Below are 22,339 nucleotides of genomic sequence, written 5' to 3'. Positions count from 1 at the left end.
AGTTTAGCTCACACAAATTCCGTATTTGGGCAGAATATCATCAATGACACAGAGGCGATGCTTTTTGGCTGCATCGTGAAAATACTTCCAGTTAGAAGTTAGGAATTCACTGCGAAATGAATAGCTATCGTCATCACCTTTAGCACGGGTTGTACCTAGCGCTTGGTGTTTCCACGACCCTTCACCTTTGGCAATGTAAGTTAGGGTATAACTTCCAAGCCCAAATCGGTTAGCTTCGATGGCATCAAGCCACAGTTGATGACGTTCTTCACCATCATCCATATCAAATTCAGCAAAGCACTGCGCTATCTCTTGCTTTAATGACTCACTCAAGCCACTGATAGCCTCGCCTCGATAGTCTTGATAGACTTTGCAAAGCTCATCGGCCGCGACCAGAAAATCGCTTGGATTATCTCGCACCACTTTCTCGCCCAATCCGTTGAAGTAACTCCACTGCTGATGAGGCTGATCAGGGTGAGAAAGCGCCTGCCCATGTCCTAAACTTGGAATATCATCTTGAAAAACATCAGAAAAGTACTCACTTATTCGCTCGCGCCAAGTCTCTTCTGGTTCACCATTCAAGTCCGTTATTTCAGTCACTTCATTAACTTTATGCTGTATGCCAGCAAATCCCTGATGCCCCCAAGTATCAATAAAGACATGAGAGGTAATACCAAGACGGTGCAGTCCATAAGGCCTATGCTTATCTGCAATACACTCAGCGACCATATCTTTTGCTACATGGGAATGTGGCTTACACACTAGCTTTTGAATAAAGGTGCCCGACGGATTTTGCCCAGCAGGTAACCCCCCATTACCCGGTAGGAAATGAAAAGGTACCCACACTTTCATGTTCTTTAAGCTGTCTAGGTTTTTATAATCGAGCATCTTATGGGCGGTTGCGATGCGCTCGTAAGCAGCACCGTTATCAAACTTGATGTGACCATAGTTTGTTGCATCATCTACGTATTGTGCCGCGTGAGCAATAATTTCAGCCTCTTGGTCAGTGAATCCCGCCGCGCGTGCGACCACCCATGTCATGCCATGATGTAAATCAATTTGCATTTTTCGTTGTCCTTCTCTTTTCCTTTATCGCCACAGTGTAGTCCGTGACACTGAAAATGTAACTATTCCTTACTTTGATTTAGTCGCATTAGGCGTTTGTGGCTCTTGGCTTTGTGGATCCGTAGCATTTGGGTTAACCGAGGCAGGCAAAGCGGATGTGCTGCCCTCCGTATTTAAGATCAATGGTAGGCCATCTTTACCACTGCCTATTACCACCACTTTTGCGTTATTAGATTTCGCCAATTCTATGGTTGCTTCTATGCCACGCCACCTTAGGTAGGTTTCAGATATCCCGCCACTCACTGTTTCTTGGAAGTCGGCTATCCCCTGAGCCTCCACTTTCTTTCGCTCAGCCTCTTTTTCAGCAACATCTAAACGCATTTTATATTCTTGGTATAAGTGCATTTGATTTACCTTCGCAACAATCGCACTATGCACGCCTTCAGGAATATCAACCTGACGAATAAGCATATCGTCTAAATTAACCAAATTGTGCCCTTGCATTTCGCTTTTTTCTTGTTTGAGTATCGACTTCTCTTGTAGCTGAACTTCTCTCAACACAGTGCTTAACAGTTGATCTTGGATCTTTAATCGCTGATTAGCATAGACCTCTTCAGCGGTATAATCAGAAACAATCATGCGAACCGCTGATGCAACTTCAGGGATCACAATTTCATCTAAATAATCCTCTCCAACTAATTTATGTAGGTAGGGAATATGTTCCACAACAGGACGGTATCGCACTGTTATTTCCATTTTGATCCTGAGCCCCTCGGAGGTAATGGCGTGGATCTCTGTGGTCGCAGTTTGAAATCGACTCGAATAAATCGTCAACGTATCCCAGGGATAAACCAGCACCGTGCCCTCATAAAATGGATGTTCTACGAACGTACCGCCGCCAAGGCGCTTCCACAGCACTCCAACTTGACCTGAGTCGACTTTAATAAAAATAACTTTGACCAATGCAACGGCAATAAACAGTAGAATAAGTAACGTCACACCTGCGCGAAAACGCCAAGACAAAATACGCTTATGCCACTTGGGCTTGTAACGCTTTAACACCCGCATGAGCAAATTAGATAGGATCAGTGCCAGTATTAAGCCGCCGGCGACGAGTAAGGCAAAATCCCCTGAAATATTAATGTTCATGATGGTACTCCATTACTTTCACTGTCAAGGTGTGCTAACAACTGACCTTCCTCCATTTTTAAGTGCACATCGGCCAAATGGAAATAGGCGTCGTCATGGGTGATGGCAATAATGGTGTTACCACGCGCTTTTAAACGAGGTAACACTTGTTCGTAGAATTTTCGTCTAAAGATAGGATCTTGATCTGCCGCCCACTCATCAAAGATGTAAATGGGACGATTTTCTAAAATGGTACTCAAAAGCGCTAAGCGCTTGCGCTGACCTGATGATAAATCTATGGTGCTAAACGCCCCATTTTGAATACCCACTTTGGCGCGCATCTCTAAAAAGTCCAACCATTCGTCGATTTCTTCAGTACTCAAATCACGAATACCATAGAGCTGCTGGAACAAATGAAAATCCGCAAAAACGGCTGTGAATAGGCTTCGATAAGCAAGGCGATTATCTTCCGTAACCGCTTTGCCATTCAAAAGGATTTGTCCGCTCTGTAATTCATAAAGGCCAGTCAACATCCGTATAAACGTTGTTTTACCGCTACCATTACCACCGGTAATAAAAGTGGTTTTTCCTTGTTCAAAGGTGATATCCACCGGCCCCACAGCAAACGGACGATCGCTCGATTTTTTCTGATGTTGATAAAACGCCCCTGCTAAGGTGATGGCACTAAATGAGGTTAGGCTTTCACTCGGTTCAGGTCGTTTAACCTCTTGCTCATCTTGGACATTTTTTAAATCGCGCTCCAATGCTAAGACGTTTTGCGCCGCCTCTGTTGCGGTGGTGAACACAGGGATCCCACCAACAATACTGGTAATAGGGCCGATTAAAAATAGCGATGCGGTGGTGACTTTAATGACCACATCGGTATACACGTCAGAGAGCATAGGGACGATAAACACCATCGCGCCTGTGGCTGCGAAAAAGGTGATTTGCGACAGAATAAAGTCGGTCGCAAACAAGGTTTGGGTTTTGGTTTTTGCACGCCTTGCACGATTCGAATCACGGCGGTACTCATGTTCTAAATCTTCCGCTCTTGGCTCACTGAGCTTTACTTCTTTAAAGCCATCGAGCAAGTCAGATAAGCGTTGAATAAGCTGGTTTTCGCTTTCAAAAGAAATGCGCATGTTGCGCTGGATTTCATTGGCGCGTAATCGGTGAATACTGGCGCCGACCAAAATCAGTGTCGAGATAACCATAAAAGCCACAAAAGAGTGCCAGGCAATATAAAGAGATGTGAAAAACACCAAACTGATGGATTGACCAATGATCACAAACAGCTGCGCCGACTGAGATATGGTCTGTAACTCTTTGCTGATGGTATTAAAGATCCGCTCCTTGCCAATTTTCTCTAGCGTTGACAGTTCGGTATGACGAATGCTTTCAAACAGATCGACTCTCAATTTATCTATAGCACGCTCCACCATTTGCGCGGCTTTAGTCATCAATCTTTGCTGAGTGAAACCATATATTGCAATCGTCAGTGTAAATAGCACCAAGTAGTAAAGAATATGATTTTCTTTATTAATATCAGAGATATTGGCAGCTACGTTGTTGATAAGCGCAAGCACCAACGCGTTGGCCAAACCAGAAATACACCCCAGTGCAATAAAGGTCCTTTTCTTTATCTGAATATGTCGGCGAATTAATTCGTACAATACCATTGTTATTATCTTTTATTGTTATTGGGCTACCGCCCGCGCATGCTACTTAGCATAGTCCCTAAAAATCAAAACTGCCTGTTGGATTTAAATAAATATTGCATTAAAACATTAAGTTATATTTATAAATCGCCCAGTTTTACCGGCAATGTAAGATCTCATTCCTCGTCATTCACCTCTGTGGGCTTGCGCTTTTGCCCAACTAGTAAAATGATCAAGCCAACAATAGGCGTAAACATCAACGAAATTAAAAAGAAGCCCACAGGTCCGGCAAAGGTGTTTCGTCCCCAATAACCAGTTAAAATGCATAACACTAAATATAAAGCGATAAGCATAATTTTCTCCAAGTTGTTGATAAATTCGGTGCGAAGAATAAACCAGCAGTTGCCTGCCGGTTTATGTCAGCCAGTATCGGTTATACTGTGGCTTTTTCCGCTGTAGCTGTTGCGTCCGCATTCCCTTTATTTGCACGATACTTAGCTGCGATGTCTGCGATATCCCCTTTCATACTTGCTAGATTCAGGTCTATCAGCGTGCCGCCATTTTCAAAGTGTCGAACAAAAGTTGCGCCTACTGCGTGTGTTGATGCTGCAGACACAACAGGCATAAATGCGATTGCGCTTAACGTGCCAAGGACAGGAACCGCCTTCAAAAAGCTGCTTAGTCCCGCGCCCCCTAAGGTTTGTGGAAAAGAGCCGCCGATCAATGCGCTTACTGTGCCACGCAGCTTGTTGTCACCATATGATTGACCATAGACTTTTGCTACTTCGCCTATCATCTTCATTTGGATCCCTGTCAACGCCACTAAATCAACCGCAGGAACGGGAATAAACCCAGAGCCAAACGACCATTTTGTGTATTTGTCGACAATCAGCTGAGCAACGGCTGCTCTGTCTTCATCAGCAACAAGTTGTGATTCCTGTTGTTCTGGAGCATCGCTCGCCTTGTCATCCTTCGCTGTTTTTGTCACTGCCATAATTCATCCTCTATGATTTATTTAAACAGTTGTCGAACTCATCAAGCACCATGTTGGCACTTGCCCTAGTACCCAAAATCAAACAAGCAGCACTTATTCAACTCTGAGCTTTACCGCCTTCATCCATGATGAAGAAGTAAACCTAAGAACAACCAAGGATCTGCACAGTGTCACAAATACAACTGAGCGAAACGTTGCCACCTACTGCAGGCGTTCTATTAATTTGTTTAACCGAGCACGAAAGCTCGGTATTTTTCCCTACCGCGTTATGCCTGATTCAAATCTTGCTGGCATTGCTCGGTACGGTGTTTATCACTATAGAAGATAATGTTGCGGATCTCCTTGGCGATACAATCTGACTCAATCCCCTCTTTCACATAGTTGCTAAACACCATGATGCTTTGATCTCGTTCCAGTAAACGGGTGAAACTGGTCACCCATGAATAGGGGTAACTACCAGAGTACTGTAAAAATTTTTCATACATTCTGAGATTTGCATCGGCTGGGTTTTCGGGGCAATTTGTCACTTTGCCGTACTGGTTTGGGTCGACATAAGTCACAAACCAACCATAGCCATAGTATTCACACTCGTCGCTGCTACCAGTGTTAGAGTAGGGAGCAAAGGCCGCTAGTTTCTGGGTATCGTTTAAGATTTGAGTGCCATACAAGCCTTGATCCCACTTATGCATGTCTTCCACTGTGGAATACAAATCTCCAGCGGAATACAGTACCAAAGGGTTGCTATATGGATTCACTAAAATGTCTTCGTAAGGTGCAGGTCCACCTGTAGCTGGTGGACGACCATTGGCAAGGGGTAAGTATTGGTTTTGATTATAGATATAGCCTGTGGTCATATTTGAATAGACACCAATCGCACTGTAAGAGCCGCTGTCCGTCATGCTAAGCGGGTTTAGAATTTGCTCTTGAACGATATTAGCAAACCAATACTCACGACTAATATTGCCTTGTTTGCCAGCCGCTAGCTGCTCAATGATATTACCGATGAGATAATAGTTACAGTTGCTGTATTCATACTTGCTGCCAGGCGTAAATGACGGTGTGCCACTTTGCCCCGCTTCGGCACCACAGGTGCAAAAGCGATTACTAAAATCTTCCGGACCGTTAAGATCTAGACTCGAGTTATATAAATAAGGCCGCCAACCGTAATTATCGTACACGGCTTCGTTGTCGCTGTAGTTATTGATCCCAGATGACATGGTAAGCAAATGATGCAGCGAAACATCCGCACATTGGTTATCTGGGTACCAAGGCAAGTGATCACCAATGGTTTCCTGCCGTAAGTCCTTACCATCTAACATCTTCATTAAAATAGCAGCCGAAAACGCTTTGGTATTGGAGCCAATGCGATACTTGGACTTAACGCTGTTATCTACATCATATTGCATGTTCTGTGGTCCGCAGTTGGACTGGTACACCACCTTATCAACCGAGGTGATATAAACCGTGCCAAAGAATAGGTTGGCATCGCAATATTCATTCACCACCGCCGCTATCATTTCTAATTGATTAGGCATAATGGTGTGATTATCTGCGACGCTCTTTTTCTGCAAACAAGAAGCCAGTGCTAAGGTGATGCAAAATAGCATCATCATTCTTAGCCGTAGTTGTATTAGCCATTTCATTTTTTCATTCCTTACATTGCCAACCACGTAACCACTAACAAATGTTGTTGCCCGATTTTCATCGGAATGAGTACCAACTAGTTATGCTGACGCGATATTTGCCATGCCAACTAGTACTTTACGAGTGCCTGTATAGGCCTCTCTGCCATGAGTAAACAGCATATTATCCAGCAGCAAAATATCGTTTCTTTGCCACGGGTAAGCAAAAGTGAGGTCTTGATAAACCTGATTGATGAGCTTGATGTCTTGGTCACTTATTTCGCTACCATCACCAAAAAAGGCGTTACGAGGTAAAAATTCGCTGCCGATACTGTCACGCATTTGTGCACTGAGTTGATTATCTAGGCTCGAGCAGTGGAACAAGTGAGCTTGATTAAACCATACCTTTTCACCACTTTTTGGATGGCGCATGACCGCCGGACGCCATTGCTTGGTTTGTAGCCTTTTATCATCAAGCCAAGTAAATTCGATTTCATTTTGTCGGCAATATTGCTCAACTTCGGCTTTACTCTCAGTCTGAAAAACCTCTTGCCAAGGTAGGTCGATATCACCGTAGTTACGCACGTACTGCACACCTAAACGCTCAAACTTGTCTCTTAATTCACTAGGAATACGACGATATACTTCACGGCTGTCGGCAAGTGGTGTGCACCCACCCGTGGTTGCTGGGATCACACAAAAAAAGCCCATTCGCATCGGCCAAACATTGGAGTAAGCATTTTCGTTATGCTGCAGGATCACTTGATCGGCATGATATTCCGTGGTGGTGTAAATATTGTTGTTCAGTGCCGTTCGTGGCGAAGAGCGATAAACATACTGGCTTAAACGCTCACCAAACAAGGTCTCAAGTATGGCGCTAAACTGATTCGTGCTCACAATATTTAAGCCACGAAGCAATGCAAAACCATCTCGCTCAACCCAGTTATTCACCTCTTGAACGTGGTTTTTCACCCATGCCATGCCGCTTTGTTTAACCTCAGATAAGTCATGTATCCGAGGGTCTGCTGCAATCGATGTCGGATCCAATTCCAAAGAAAGTGCGTGATCCATTGTTTTCCCATCCTTAAAAGTATGTACTTTTGCTAGTGCAACACATAGTTGCGCTCAATTATGTTAACCAACTGCCCTACTTGCTCGGCTTGCAGGCAGGACAAATGATCTCCTTTGACTTCATAACAAGAGAGAGAGTGACTAAATGGTTTCCATCCCATGTCTTTATTCACAGGATGGCCTTCAAATTCTTGCGTTTGCTGCGTTTTTACAACACAGATTAGGGTGTCGCTAAGCATAGACGGCATCTCAATATTTGCTCGCAGTTGGGCACTAAAAACTTGTTGAAAGTGGCGTAAATGCGCATCACTAAAGTTAAATCCAGCTTGATGTATCCAGTGATTGAGATAGGCAATGCGTGCTGAAGCATCACCTTGCTTATAGGCACTGGTTTCAGCATCAGAGACACTGAGACGAAAAAACGTTATCAGATTATCCAGCATCATTTGTGCGATTTGCGCTTCATCTAAGTTAAGCGCTGGGTTGCTCGGTACAGGCGTATCAATCACAGTTACCGAACAGCCAATTCGACCTTGCTGCTCAAGTAAAGTGGCAAGTTGATAGGCGATAAAGCTGCCAAAAGAATGTCCGACCAAATGCACTTGCTCACCAAGTTCAGCGCCTGCTAATACACTCAAGTAATACGCTGCGGTGTGTCTAATCGAGGTTAGCGTCTCGGGTTCCTCGGCTAGCGCCTCTGGCTGCAAGCCATAAACGGGTATACGGCTATCAAGCCCATTCACTAACGCATGAAATGCCATTAACCAACCCCCCGCTCCCGCAATCAACACCACTGGTGTAAAACCAAGCTCGCCCTCTTGCAAACACACTAAGGTTTCAAGCGATTGAGGTTTACCATGACATTCGCCGAAACTATCCCTCAATGCTTGAATATACTGGCTGAGCCCACGCACAGTCGGATGCTCAAAAAGTGCCGACAGTGGCAAATTGAGCTGTAGGTGCTGATTAATATCACCCACTAAACGCATCGCTAATAGCGAATGACCACCTAAATTAAAGAAGTTATCGTCAAGGTACACTCCATCCACCAGCAAACGACTAGCAAACTGCTGCACTAATTGAGTTTGTAGTGGTGTAAGCCTTTCCAGCTTAGCCTCTTGCCCCAAGGGTTGAGGCGGAGTGTATGATCCGGCCAGCGCAATGAGCTGTTTGCGATCTACTTTGCCGTTCGTTGTCAGCGGAAGTTGGCTAACTGATTGAAACAACTCAGGGACCATGTAAGTGGGTAGTACTGCGCGTAATTGCGCTCGCAGAGCTGCATCATTCACTTCCGTATGCTGCGTTGGCTGCACAAATGCCACTAATTGCGCGTTGTTACAGCTATCTTCACGCACCACCACAGCACAAGCAGCAACTTCGTCTAGCAGCTGAAGTTGCCGCTCAATCTCACCCAATTCGATGCGGTAACCGCGCACTTTAACTTGGTCATCACCACGACCTAGATACAGCAATTCATTTGAGGCTAAGCAGCAAGCGCGATCGCCAGTTTTATAAAATCGCTGGCTGCTATTTGGCTCAATGATAAAGGCCTGCTGCGTCTTTTCTTCGTCATTGAGATAGCCTCTGGCAAGGCCAATACCTGCAATGTATAAATCCCCTTCCACACCGGTAGCCACCGCTCGAAGCTGCTCATCAAGTAAATATAAAGACAAACCCGCGACGGGCTGACCGATTGGCACGCGTGCACCGCTGAAGTGTGTGACATCATTAAGGGTTGCAGAAATGGTTGCTTCAGTCGGGCCATAGGCGTTAATAATTCGAATACGGTCGCCATAGCGCTGCTGCCAATCGGTGAGCGCGGCAATCTGCATTTGCTCGCCACCTATGGTGATGATCCTCAGCGAGCTTGGCAAGGTGACTGAAGTCGCTGCAAGTTGATGCCAATACGCCGTTGGTAAACTCATCAGTGTTAACTCGGCATCTTGGCTTAATTGCGCCAACTTATTGGGGTCCAACATGTCGTCTGTCGGTGCCATCACCAAGGTTGCGCCACGAAGTAAAGTACAAAAGACTTCTTCGGCAAACACATCAAAACTCATGCTAGCAAATTGCAGGTAATTGTCGCTTGGCGTAATCGCATATTGCGCGGCTAATGCCTGCACATAATTAACGACACTGGCATGCTCCACCATCACCCCTTTTGGCATGCCCGTGGTGCCCGAGGTATAAATTACATAACAGAGGTCGTCAATCTGGCATGGCGCAGTAAAGCAACGGCTAGGCTGCTCGGCCAAAGCGCCCTGAATACTATCTAAATCGACTTGAGGCACTACTTGCTCCGAGCTACCCTGCCAATATTCTATTTTAGTAACCAGCATGGCTGCATTGGCATTTTGCAACAGCAAACGACGTCGAGACTCGGGTAGTGTTGGTGCAATTGGTAGATAAGCTGCGCCCAATTTGAGCACTGCAAGCATAGCCACAATAAGCTGGTAATTCGCCTCTAGACACAGGCCAATAATAACGGGGGCTGTACTCGGCTCTAGTCGTGAAGCAAGGTAATGGGCGAGCTGATTGGCGTCTTTATCCAGCTGTGAATAGCGATAACAGCGAGCCTCCCCAGAGGCGGTACTATATTCACGAATAGCAATATGCTCAGGAAATTCAGCAACAACTTGAGCAAATAATTGCTGAATTGGTAAATTTGGCGTTTGATATTGCACCGCTTGCGTCAGTGAAAAAGTAGGTAGAGGCAATGCCTTGCTGTACTGCGCGTGTTGAGGCTGCCAAGACAATTTCCCAAGTGTTTGTTCGGGCTGTTGTGTCGCAGCTAACATCAGCTGCTGCATCGCCGCAAGGCTTTGCTCGATAAACACTTCATCAAAGCATTGCTGCTGATAGCTCAGCGTGAGCGATAAACTCGCCCCAACGCCGACCACAAAGGTCAATGGGTAGTGTGTTTCGTCAACTTCGCTTAAGGTTGTTGCAATAAATGGCAGCGCAGCGCTATTTTGCAACGGATCTTGCGGATAATTTTCAAAAACATACAAGCAATCAAACAATGGACTGTCGTTCTCAATACCCGACCACTGATGAACTTGTGTCAGTGGTGTATGCGGGTGCTGCGCCAATGCCGTAAGCTGCGACTTCACCGCTTGCAGGTAATCTTTCACAGGCGCAGCTTGATCTATCGCGACATGGACCGCTTGCGTATTGATATACAAGCCAACGCGCTGCGCCATTCTACTAAGCGCTGTAGGTCTGCCCGCAATGGTTTGACCAAATAAGGCATACGGTTCGTTGCAGCAATTTGCCACCCAATACGCCCAGAGCCCTTGGATAAACTGATTGACGGTAAGTCCTTGTTCGCCTGTAAAGCGAGTCACGGCATCTTGCAGCGATTGCGGTAAAGTCACACTAAGTTCTTTAACACCAGCCGCTTTATTTTCAGTGTGATTTTCAGTGTGAAGTACCTTTTCGCTGAGTAATGTGGGCGCGGTAACTCCACCCAGATACTCCCGCCAAAACGCTTCGTCGCGGTCAACATGCGTATGCAAATATTCGATATGATCGCGGAAATTATCTACCACAATGGGCCGTAACTCACCTTGGCAACGGGCTTGATAAAATGCCAATAATTCAGCAAATAATACCGGCAGCGACCAACCATCCATGATGAGATGATGATAAGTCCAAACCACCCCAACATTGCCATCCTCAAAAGCAATTAACTTCAATCGCATACAAGGCGCTTGTGAAAGCCTAAGCGGCTCGGCAAGCTCCACCGCGGCCTGTGATTTCACTATTTGCGATTGCTCTTCTGCAATGACACTGCTGTGCAGCAGTTTGAGTGGCACATCGGCATGTTTACAGACCACTTGCAGCGGCTCGCCAGCAACGTCTATAAATGCCGAGCGTAATATGCTGTGCTGCTTAATCAATTGCTGCCAAGCATAACTCAGCGCTTCAATATCTATACTTCCTTGCAACAATAAGCTGGTTTGCTCGACGTAAGGTAGCGTGCTTTGAGCGTGCGCCTCATGTACAGTTTGACTGTGAAACCACATGCCTTGCTGTAAGCCTGTTAGAGGGTAAATATCCTCAACTTCCCCTTCAACCTGCCCAACTATGCGCTGTAACTGCCGTTCAGAAATGCCGCTGAGAAGTGCAAAGTCACTGACTGTGTAATGACGTTGAGGCTGGGATTGGCAATGCTCGATAACCTGAATTAGACTTTCGAGTATCTCTTTACTTAATCGCTCTGCTGCTTCAGACGCTAAGCGCAGGCTGTCAAACTCTAACGTTAACGCCAATTGACCATCGACAACTGCCGCCGTTAGTTGTGCTCCAAAGTAACTGAGGTTTGACTCTGCAACCAAAGTGCCAGTCGACTCACGAGCATCTCCCAGCAAACCTTGTTGCTCAATGACTGTATCTAGCTGGCCTAAATAGTTGAAAAACAGTAAGCCTCGGGTATCAATCTCAAGCGACGAGCGAACGTTTGGTTCTGGGTGTAAATACCGCGCTGCACCATAACTACTGGCGACTTTAGCGCTCCTTTCAAGCTCTGCCTTGATACTGCAAATCACATCATGCAAGCGGCTACCATTACTAAATAACTGCATTGGATAGAGCGCCGTTAACCAGCCAATGGTTCGGCTGCTATCCAGTGCCTCCGTCAGTAACTCGCGACCATGCCCTTCTAGCATGATCACTTCACTGCCTGCACCACACTTTTGCGCACACCAGGCAAGCGCACTAAGCAGCAATGCTTGCGCCGTCGTACCATAACTGGTGTTGGCGGATCCCAGTAGCGCACGGGTGTGCGCTGCTGACAATGTGTGGCGAACTTTGGCTATGGTTGGGGTCGCGCTTGTATCTTTAAGACTCAATAAGTGCGAAGTTTCAGCCAGTGCAGCCACCTTCTGCCATTTGGGCAAATTGCGCTCATTGGTAGCAAGTTCACGATAAAAGCCTGCAAGTTCTGCCAAGTTTGCGCTTGCGGCTGGAAGCTCCAGCGGCACATTGTTTGTTTGCTGCTGTAATAGCTGACTTACATCTTCAAGTAACACACGCCAAGAGACGCCATCCACTAGCAAGTGATGTGCGCTAAACAGCAAGCGATTGTTGGCTTCGCCGTCAGGTGTAACAAATAACACAGCTTTAAACAGTGGCGTGCCAGTAAACGCAAAACCTTGCTGCACTTGCTCACTGAACTCGCTCAGCTCAGCTTGCCATGCGTCACGCTCAAGCGTATGCGCCGTAAATACCTTTTTAATATCAATGCCATCACGTACAAATAGGGTATTTTCATCCGCAACCACCAAACGTAGCGCATCGTGCTGAGCTATCAAATACCCTATCACTTGCTTGAGCTGCGCTGGTGTGACGGATTTATCTACACTCACCAGCACGCTTTGATCCCAATGACTGGGTTTGGCAAATTGTTGGGCAAAAAACCAATGCTGAATTGGTAATTTATCGAGTTGACCAACCAATGGCTGCCTTTCTTTACCCATAGTCAGGTGAATATCTTGCTGGGCAAGTCTTGCTGCAAGTGCCGAAACACTGGGGTAGGTAAACACGTCGGTAGCACTAACAGGTAACTTGAGTGCTTTGGCTTTACTTGCGATTTGAATACTCAAAATAGAGTCGCCGCCTAAAGCAAAATAGTCGTCTTCAGCGGTCATCGATGGTGTATTTAATACCTGCCGATAAATCGCCAGTAACTGGGCTACGATGCTGTTAGCCTGTGGTGTGACCGCGCTCTGCTCGGTTACTGTGATAGTCTGTTGAGTTTTACCAAGTGTTGCCAAGGCACGATGGTCAACCTTGCCATGCGGTGTCAAAGGTAGCCTTGCGAGCATAACAAAATGCTCTGGCACCATATAACTTGGTAGTCTTTCCTTTAGCCGGGCTTGAAGCACTTGAGGCTCAGTGTTTGCCACCACAAATGCCTGCAACTGTGGCTGCCCTGACGCACTTGTGGTTATCTGAACTGCGCATTCTTGTACGCTCGATAGCAGCCCAATTTGCTGTTCAATTTCGGCCAACTCAATACGATACCCTCGCAGTTTTACTTGTCCATCGTTACGACCCATATAGGCGATACGGCCGCTGCTAAGCAGGCGAACCAAATCTCCCGTTTTATAGGCTCGCACCATGTGCGAGGGAGAGACTTGTAGCTCAACAAAACGCTCAGCACTAAGCTGTGGTTGATGTAAATATCCTCTGGCAAGTCCTGCCCCTGTTACGTATAACTCCCCAATCATCCCCTGAGGCACAGCACGCAGTTGTGGGTCTAAAATAAATAGCTGGCTATTGTCGACGGGCAAGCCGATATCTGGCACCTTTCCGTCAAACTCAACCACACCTGAAGTCGCGACCACCGAGGCTTCGGTGGGTCCATAGTTATTGACTAAGGTAAATCCGTATTCTTTTGCTTGAAGCGCACCGAGTTTATCGCCGCCAACCAATAAATAGCGCAAGCTTTGCGGGTTAAACAAAGACTCAGTGAGCAGCGCTTGAGCGATTGGCGTTGCAATAAAACTATGCGTGACTTGGTGTGTATTGAAACAGGCTGTTAATTCGGCCGGTGACTGTAGCACCGCTTTTGTCACACACACGAGGCTCGCGCCAGCACATAAATAAGGCCAAATTTCCCATGTTGCCGCGTCAAAGGCGGGGTTGGCGGTTTGACTCGCAACGCTATGATTATCCACCGCAAAAGCTCGTCGGTGCCAACCACATAAATTCGCCAACCCTTGGTGGGCTATCATCACGCCTTTAGGATTACCTGTTGTGCCTGAGGTATAAATCACATAGGCCAGCTGCTCCGCTTTAACTTTTGGAAACTGCTGAGGTAGTAGTATTGTCGCAAGGCGCGCTTGCACGTTGGCGTCATCAACACAAATGACATGTGAGGAGCGATATTCAGCCTCAAGGTGATTATCATCTAACTCAGCTATCTCAAAGCGAGCGGCAAACTCACACTTTGTTAAAACCAGCGCTGCACCGCTGTCTTTGGCAATATAGTTAACCCGAGCTTGAGGGTAATGAGGGTCCACAGGTACATAACACCCACCCGCTTTTAACACAGCTAACATCGCCACAATGAGATCTGCGCTACCCGTCATCGCAACAAGCACAGGCTGCTCTGGTTGCAGCCCTTCACTTAATAACAGCGCCGCCAATGCCTTGGCTCTTTCAGTAAGCTCACCATAACTCAAGGTTTGATTTGAGTTTGTGTCAATTACCGCAACTCGCTCGGCTTGTGCAGGCTCTGCCATATGTCGCTCAATTTGCTCAAGCACTGACTGCTCAAAGTGTTCCGGCGCTGAGTTGCCTGAAATCGCATGATTCTCTAGCGGCTGATCCTTGCAAAGTTTTATATCCGCAAGCGGGCACTCAGGTTGCGCGAGTAATTGCACTATCACGGCATTAAAACACTCTGCAATGCTAGCCACAGTTTCTCTTTCAAATAGTCCACTGTTGTATAGCCAGTGCAGTCTCAACCCTTGCCCACTTTCTGTTGCACTGAGCTCGAGATCAAACTTGGCACGCGCATTTTCCGACGTTAAAACTTCCGTACTAAGGCCTACAAACTCTGGCGTGTGCTGTGGCTCGGGATTAAACGCAAAACTCAACTGGAAAACACTCTGGTGACTCAACTCTCGGCTAACACCAAGATGATCAATGAGCTGCTCAAAGGGCAAAGATTGGTGTTGATGTACTTGCTCAATCTGCTCTTTTTGTATATCGAGTAGTTGGCTGAAACTCTGCTGCCAATCGAGCTTCACGCGAATAGGTAAGGCATTGACGAAAAAGCCAATCAACTGCTCCACTTGTGGGTGATGCCGCCCTGAAAATGGCGCACCAATCACAATATCATCCACTTGGCTAAACTTAGCGAGCATCACCGCATACGCGCTATGCAACCAAATAAACGGGGTTATTCCCAAACGCTGACAAAACTGTTGCAGCCGTTGCCATGTCTCTACGCTTAGCTGTTCATTAAATGCTTGCGCGCTATTGTTCACGGCCTGCCCACGAGGCGTATCGAGCGGTAATTGGTGCAGTGGCGGCGCATCGTCAAGGTGCGCAGACCAAAATGCCATGTCTGCACTTTGCTGCGTGCCTTGGCACTGTGATCGATGCCAATGGGCATAATCCGCGTATTGCACTTCAGGCGGCGCAATCAAGTCATGGGCAAGTTCACAACCTTGGGCGTAACGGGCATAAAATTGCGTCAGCTCTCGCATTAATACTTCAATGGAGCGAGCATCACTAGCAATGTGATGCATATTGACGATAAGCCGATGGTAATCTGATGAAAAGCGAACTAGGGTTGCGCGGATCATTAGATCTTTACTAAGATCAAAACCCTGCGCTTGGTCGTCTCGTACCGCGCGCTGCCAAACCACATTTTGCCAAAGCGGCGATTGTGTGGAGACGTCAATGAGCGTAACAAAATGCTCAGGCAAAGCGACAAGGTACTGTTTGGGCTCATCGGTAGTGTTGATGATAGCCGAGTGCAACACCTGATGCCGTGACAACACCTTTTGCCAACTTTGCTCGAATGCACTCAGATCAAGCTCCCCTGAAAACGCCAATAACGCTTGAATTTGATATTGCTGGCTGCCCTGCTGCATTTGATCTAATGTCCACAAACGCTGCTGAGCAAAAGACAGCACCACACCATTAGTTTTATCTACCACAGCAATTGTACTTAGCTGCGCGTCTTGCTTTTCAAGTGCTGTAGCTAAACCTTGCACCGTAGGGTGCGTAAAAATCGCTTGCAGCGGTAACTCAATGTGCAGCGTCTTGCGAATATGATTTGCCAGTTTTGCAGCAAGCAGCGAGTGCCCGCCGAGTCTAAAAAAGTCGTCATAGCGACCAACTGACTCGCGCTGCAGTATCTCGGCAAAATAGCTTGCAAGTTGGGTTTCAAGCTCGCCAATCGGTGCTTCATAAGTGTTTTCGTTAAAGCTTATATCAAGTTGCTGCAATAGTGCTTTTTTATCTACTTTACCATTGCTGGTCAGTGGCATAGCTGTCACCGTTTGCACTTTGGCCGGCAACATATGGTCAGGTAAATTTTGTTTTAAAAACTGCTGCATGACCAAAGTGATGTCGTCGAACTCGACCTGTTTGTGTAACACCACAAAAGCGCAGATCCAGACATTTTCTGGGTCTTGCCGATTTAACAGCACAGTGACCTCAGCCACTTCGGGATGATGGCGCAACTGGTTTTCAATTTCGCCTAATTCAATGCGATAACCCCGAACTTTTACCTGGTCGTCAATTCGGCCAACATAGCTCAGCTCACCGCTGGCCATTAAGCGCACGAGATCGCCTGAGCGATATAATCGCTGCTCGGACGCTTCACTAAATGGGTTTTGAATAAAGCGGGTCGCGTTTAATTCGTCACGTTGCCAATACCCCCGACAAACCCCCTCGCCCCCTACGTACAACTCGCCCACGACACCTTGCGGCAAGAGCCTTTGCTTGTCATCAAGCACATAGCAGCTGGTGGTCGGAATAGCACGACCTATATTACTGGTGCCGAGCGTCAGATCCGCAGGCTCCAGCGCCTTAAACGTAACATGTACCGTGGTTTCGGTAATGCCATACATATTGATTAACTGACAATTTGGTAAGTGCTGTGCCCAAGGTTGTAGCTTACTTGGCTGCAACGCTTCACCACCAAAAATCACGTACCGCACTGCACATTGGCTCGCCAGTTGACTGTCATTGAGTAGCGTGGCTTGTAGTGCGTAAAACGCACTTGGTGTTTGATTTAAGACCGTAACACGAGCATCAACCAACAACTGAGCAAAAGCTTGAGTGTCTTGCGCAGTCGCTTTATCCACAACCACAAGATGACCACCAAAGAGTAACGCGCCATACATCTCCCACACAGAGAAATCAAAGCAGAAGGAATGAAACAAGGTCCAAATATCTTGCTCATTAAAATCGAATAAGTTGGGCTCTACATGAAGTAAGCGCACCACATGACGATGCTCAATTTGTACGCCTTTTGGTCTCCCTGTGGTGCCAGAGGTATAGATCATATACGCCAAGTCTTGCGGCTCAATCTGAATAGCATCAAGCTGCTTAAGGGCTTCGCGGCTGGCCTGATGCTCTGCCTGTGACACATTAATTAGCTGGTATGAAAGCTGACTAAACTGTGCCTGCGTAGCGTTGTCACAAAGCAGCCATGGGCTTTGCACGTCTCCCAAAATATACTCAATGCGCTCTTGCGGGTAGTCGGGATCTACCGGCACATAGGCAGCACCCACTCTAAGCACTGCTAGCAAGGTCACTATCATCTCTATGCTGCGTGATACACTCACCACCAGTATGGTTCGTGGCGTGACCCCTTGTTGTAACAGCATTACCGCCAGCGCATTGACTCGATCGTTAAGCTCACGATAATTCAGCATAGTCGTGCTATCTTGCACGGCTGTACGTGTGGCAAAGTGCTCGGCGTAGCGCGTGAATAAACTGGTGATGGTGTCTTGCTTAGGCCAAGTTGCCGCTTGGCATTGAGCGCCCGTTATTAATGCTTGTTGCTGTTTTTGGTTCAGTAACGCAAGTTCACCAACGGCGGTATGAGGGGCTGTAACACAAGCTTGAAGCAGCGTATGGAAACAATCCGCCCAATGCTTGATGGTCTCTGCTGTGTAAAGGTTGCTATCAAACTTCCAATGTAAATAAAGTGCCTGCTCATCAACTACGGCATTGAGTTCTAAGTCGCATTTTACTGCTATGCTATCCGCCTGTTGTTTTTGCACTTCTTGAACCGATAATCCCGGAAGCGTAAAAGCACGCTCATCACGGGTTTCCAGTGTAAATAATATTTGCACTAGCGGATGGTGACTTAAATCTCTTGGAGCACCAACCGCTTCCACCACTTTATCAAAAGGAATATCGCGATATTCAAACGCCGCTAGGTTGAGGGCTTTTTGTTGCTGCAACCATTGGCTAAATGGCATATCACTGTCGAGCTTTGCATGCATCACTAAGGTATTAACGAACAAGCCAATTAACGGCGTTAATTCAGGATGATGACGGCCAAGCTCTGGCGTGCCTACAACTACCTGCTGCGATTGCGTAAGCCTTGCGATAAACAACATAAAGGTATTGAGCAGCCACATAAAGGGTGTGAGCTGGAGCGACTTCGCCTGTGTCGAGATCGCCGCAAATAACGACGCATCAAGCGCTTGGCGATATACCTTCCCCGTTAACGACTGCACCGCAGGACGGACAAAATCACAAGGCAATGACTGCAACGGCGCTAATTCGCCAAATTGCTGTTTTAGTTGCGCCAGTGGTGCCTCGATGCGATCTGGCGTTAGCTGTGCTCGCTGCCACTGACTAAAATCACTATATTGCACCTGCATAGTTGCAAGCGGTGTATAAGATGCGCCTATGTGTTTGCAATAGCCAGCCTCTATCTCTTGTGCAAGTAGCGCCATTGACGCCCCGTCAGAGACAATATGGTGCATATTAAAAGCAAGGTGATGCTCATCGCCATTACTTACCACCAGCACGCGAAGCAAACAATCATGAGCCAAATCAAAAGGCTTGTTCTGATGTGCTGCGATGCGCGAAGCAATGTAGGCTTGCCGTGTTTCCTCAGCTGCTACACTGGCATCAAGCCACTCGAACGGCGCACTAATATCATCCGTTATTTGCAGCTGGGGTTGGCCATCTTGTTCATTTTTTACAAACCTAGCACGCAGTATTTCGTGGCGCTGCACCACATCTTGTACGGCGCTGCGCATTGCTTGAATATTAAGCTTGCCGCGTAACAAAAACTCGGCGGGCATATAATACTGCTTGCTACCTTGCAGTTGCTCAATAAACCACAGTCCTTCCTGCGCAAAGCTCAGCGGTAAGATTTTCCCCGCGCTTGGCTGCGCGACTATTTTCGGCGATGAGCTCGCCACATCATGGCTTTGTTGCTGAAAATAGGCAATGATCTCTGATTTATATTCAACCACCTGCTGTTTTAACTGTGGAGGAAACCCAGCGGTTTGCTTAAATGCCAAGCCACCGTTTTTTTCATACAAGGTCACGCCAGCTGCTAATGCTTCTGCGATCAATGCCTCTATCTGTCTTTGCTGTTCATTCATCACAAAAACATCTCCTCAGACTGACCGTTTTCGTCCGCCGCTTTGGCTGCACGATGGATCTCACACCAAGTTGCAAGTGCGCTTACGCTTGGCCGCTCGAACAATATTTTTAAGGTAATGGGCACCTCAAGCGCCTGCTCAATTAAGGCAACCGCTTGGCTTGCTGATAAAGAGTGCCCCCCTAACTCAAAGAAGTTACTGTTAATATCTCGAACTTGAGTGTTGAGCACTTGAGCAAAAATTTCTGCCAGCAGCATTTGTAGTTCAGTCATAGGAGCTAAAGGTGCTGTAAGCGCTTGCGCCTGTTGCGATTGCACCAGTTGTGCAAGCGCGCCCGAGTCTACTTTGCCATTATTAGTGAGCGGCATAGCAGCCAGTGCATACAGCTTGTAAGGCAACATATAACTTGGTAGGACCTCTGCTAACGAGGTTAAAATCTGAGTGTGTAGCGCCTGTTCAAGCTCACAGATGGTATCTCTTTGGGATGGCGTAGTTAGCACCACACAAGCCAGTAAGTTATCTTTACTTTCGTTAAGTAACACATGTGCTTGTTGCACTGCATCTAGTTGCTCAAGTTGCGCCGCGATCTCTTCAAGCTCGATGCGATAGCCACGCAGCTTAACTTGGTTGTCTCGACGACCAATAAACTGCAGCACGCAAGGGCAGCCCTCTTCATCTAGCAGCCAACGCACTTGGTCGCCCGTCTGATAATAACGCTGCAAGTTATTGCTCAAAGACAATGACACAAATTTACTGGCGCTGAGCTCAGGCAACCCAAAATACGCCTGAGCCACATTATCGCCCGCGATGTATAACTCTCCGGGCATGCCCATAGGAACAAGCTGTTGATGCTGATCCAGCACCACCAAATGAGTGCCTTGAATGGCGCTACCGATTGGCACAAAGCGCTGCGATTGCTGCGCAAGGGAAACCGCATCTTGGCCGTTACAGCGATACACACAGCACCCGACTGTTGCTTCTGTTGGGCCATATTCGTTATAAAAATAAGCCTGTGGCAACAGTGCCCCAACTTGAGCAACCACGCTGCTAGATAAAGCTTCTCCCCCCACCACAATTTGGTGCGCAGCATTGCTCGGTTGTAATCGCGCCAGCACGCCTTGCAAGTGGGCTGGAGTCAGCTTAAACAGCAGCGCCTCATCACGCGCTAAACACGCACTAAGCTCTGTGATTAATTGCTCACCATCGCTTAGCAGTACTACACTAAGACCATTAACCAGCGCTCCCCATAAGCTCGTTACAGTCGCATCAAACGCTAAAGGCGTGCTGACAACGCTCTCGTGTATATCGCCTTGGAGATAACTGTGGCTGACGTGCTCAAGGTAAAGGTGCAGATTACGATGGCTGATCACCACGCCTTTGGGTTGTCCTGTAGTGCCAGAGGTATAAATCATATAAGCAGGCGCATCAATATCACTTAATGGCGCTAGCGCCTCTACAGGCATGTTCTGCCAATGCGGTGCGGTGTCCATTAGCACCAAACGGCAGCTAAGTTCTGCGCTGTTCGGAAGTAGCGCTGAGGTAGTGATAAGGCAAGTCGCTTTGCTGTCACGCAATATATAGTGCTGACGCTGACTCGGTGCATTTGGGTCAAGCGGCACATACACGGCCCCAACTTTTAAGATTGCCAAAAGTGCCACAACTTGCTCACAGCTTGGCGCTAAGCTTATTGCGACCTGCGACCTTGCCGTTACGCCTTGTTCAATCAAGTAACGCGCAAGTTGATTACTTTGTGACTCCAATTCGCCAAAACTTAACCGCTTGCCAGTCATATCTCGTACAGCATTTTGCTGTGCACTATGCTGAGCAAAGTCCCGTATTTTATCGCTGATAAACCAAGGAGATTGCGGCTGCGCTTGCGTGGCAAACCCTAACTCGCTGAGTACTTTGCTATCAACTAATGGTAAGGTATTCACACTTTGCTCAGGGCTTGTCAGCGCCGCGTCAATTAAGGTCACAAAAGCATCAACCATCGCCTGTACGCTAGTGTGTTTAAACAAGGCTTTGGCATAATTCCACTGCACCGTGATCTCACAGCCCGATTCTTGTGCATTGACTTCTAAGTCGAACTTCATTGCAGGCTTAAGATCAAGCTGTTGCTCGATTTTTAGGTAAGGTAGCTTGAAGTTACTTTGTTCGTTATTTTGTAGTGCAAAGAGTATTTGTAATACGGGCGAATGCGCTAAGCTGCGCGGTGGATTAATGGCATCAACAAGCTGCTCAAAGGGTAGATTCTGATGGGAAAAAGCCGACAAGATCACCTGTTTTTGTTCACTTAGCCAGTCGTTAAATGAAGGCGACCCCACTTTGCGAGCGCGAATAGCCAAGGTATTCACAAAGCACCCCAGTAACCCCTCTAACTCTTTCACCTCACGTCCTGCAATGGGCGAGCCAATGACAATATCCTGCGTTTGACTTAGACGAAGCATCAACAGCGAAAAGGCACTTTGCAACCACATATACAAGGTCACCCCTTGTGCTTGGCAATGCGCTTTTATCGCCTCAACTTGCGACGTTGTAAGAGTATGACGAATGCATTCACCATCAAGGGACTGAACTTGTGGTCGCTCAAAGTCCAGCGGTAATTCATGAACAACAGGACACTGCTGTAACTGAGTTTGCCAATAAGAAAGATCTGCCTGATAGCTATCTTGCTGTTGCTGCTGCCAGTAGGCAAAGTCT

At 47.1% G+C, this 22,339-nt stretch carries 9 protein-coding genes (1 of these 9 cut by a window edge); all 9 read right to left on the bottom strand.

The window, feature by feature from the left end:
• Window positions 1-3: 3 nt before the first annotated feature.
• Window positions 4-1,065, bottom strand: coding sequence for a DUF6765 family protein (locus DS891_RS18355; protein WP_174170560.1), 1,062 nt, complete (start codon window positions 1,063-1,065; stop codon window positions 4-6).
• Window positions 1,066-1,134: 69 nt separating this feature from the next.
• Window positions 1,135-2,214, bottom strand: a complete 1,080-nt coding sequence (locus tag DS891_RS18350; RefSeq protein ID WP_174170559.1) for a prohibitin family protein — start codon at window positions 2,212-2,214, stop codon at window positions 1,135-1,137.
• Window positions 2,211-3,872, bottom strand: coding sequence for a cyclic peptide export ABC transporter (locus DS891_RS18345; protein ID WP_010607110.1), 1,662 nt, complete (start codon window positions 3,870-3,872; stop codon window positions 2,211-2,213). Before DS891_RS18345 ends, DS891_RS18350 begins: the two co-directional genes overlap by 4 nt.
• Before the next feature lie 155 nt (window positions 3,873-4,027).
• Window positions 4,028-4,204 (bottom strand): hypothetical protein, encoded by a 177-nt coding sequence (locus DS891_RS18340; RefSeq protein WP_017217212.1) that lies wholly within the window; start codon window positions 4,202-4,204, stop codon window positions 4,028-4,030.
• A gap of 80 nt (window positions 4,205-4,284) precedes the next feature.
• Entirely contained in the window at window positions 4,285-4,845 is a 561-nt protein-coding gene (locus DS891_RS18335; protein ID WP_010607109.1) for a YcjF family protein, read from the bottom strand.
• 266 nt (window positions 4,846-5,111) lie between these two features.
• Complete coding sequence (locus DS891_RS18330) at window positions 5,112-6,488, bottom strand: serine hydrolase (protein ID WP_174170558.1); 1,377 nt, start codon at window positions 6,486-6,488, stop codon at window positions 5,112-5,114.
• 81 nt (window positions 6,489-6,569) lie between these two features.
• Window positions 6,570-7,538, bottom strand: a complete 969-nt coding sequence (locus DS891_RS18325) for a TauD/TfdA family dioxygenase (RefSeq protein WP_102057605.1) — start codon at window positions 7,536-7,538, stop codon at window positions 6,570-6,572.
• 32 nt (window positions 7,539-7,570) lie between these two features.
• Window positions 7,571-19,639, bottom strand: coding sequence for a non-ribosomal peptide synthetase (locus DS891_RS18320; RefSeq protein ID WP_174170631.1), 12,069 nt, complete (start codon window positions 19,637-19,639; stop codon window positions 7,571-7,573).
• A protein-coding gene (locus DS891_RS18315) for a non-ribosomal peptide synthetase (RefSeq protein WP_174170557.1) crosses the window boundary here: on the bottom strand, window positions 19,639-22,339 show its end. It continues 7,127 nt past the right edge of the window; 2,701 of the gene's 9,828 nt are visible here — the last part of the coding sequence; its start codon lies off the right edge, out of view; the stop codon is at window positions 19,639-19,641. Before DS891_RS18315 ends, DS891_RS18320 begins: the two co-directional genes overlap by 1 nt.

Source organism: Pseudoalteromonas sp. JC28 (assembly GCF_013319255.1).
Taxonomy (GTDB): domain Bacteria; phylum Pseudomonadota; class Gammaproteobacteria; order Enterobacterales; family Alteromonadaceae; genus Pseudoalteromonas.
Note: the sequence above shows the minus strand (reverse complement) of the source record. Positions and strands in the feature narration are given on the sequence as shown.

Coding starts and splice junctions, on each gene's coding strand:
- DS891_RS18355 (WP_174170560.1), bottom strand. CDS start 1,065: ATGCAAATTGATTTACATCATGGCATGACATGGGTGGTCGCACGCGCG.
- DS891_RS18340 (WP_017217212.1), bottom strand. CDS start 4,204: ATGCTTATCGCTTTATATTTAGTGTTATGCATTTTAACTGGTTATTGG.
- DS891_RS18330 (WP_174170558.1), bottom strand. CDS start 6,488: ATGAAATGGCTAATACAACTACGGCTAAGAATGATGATGCTATTTTGC.
- DS891_RS18345 (WP_010607110.1), bottom strand. CDS start 3,872: ATGGTATTGTACGAATTAATTCGCCGACATATTCAGATAAAGAAAAGG.
- DS891_RS18320 (WP_174170631.1), bottom strand. CDS start 19,639: ATGAATGAACAGCAAAGACAGATAGAGGCATTGATCGCAGAAGCATTA.
- DS891_RS18350 (WP_174170559.1), bottom strand. CDS start 2,214: ATGAACATTAATATTTCAGGGGATTTTGCCTTACTCGTCGCCGGCGGC.
- DS891_RS18335 (WP_010607109.1), bottom strand. CDS start 4,845: ATGGCAGTGACAAAAACAGCGAAGGATGACAAGGCGAGCGATGCTCCA.
- DS891_RS18325 (WP_102057605.1), bottom strand. CDS start 7,538: ATGGATCACGCACTTTCTTTGGAATTGGATCCGACATCGATTGCAGCA.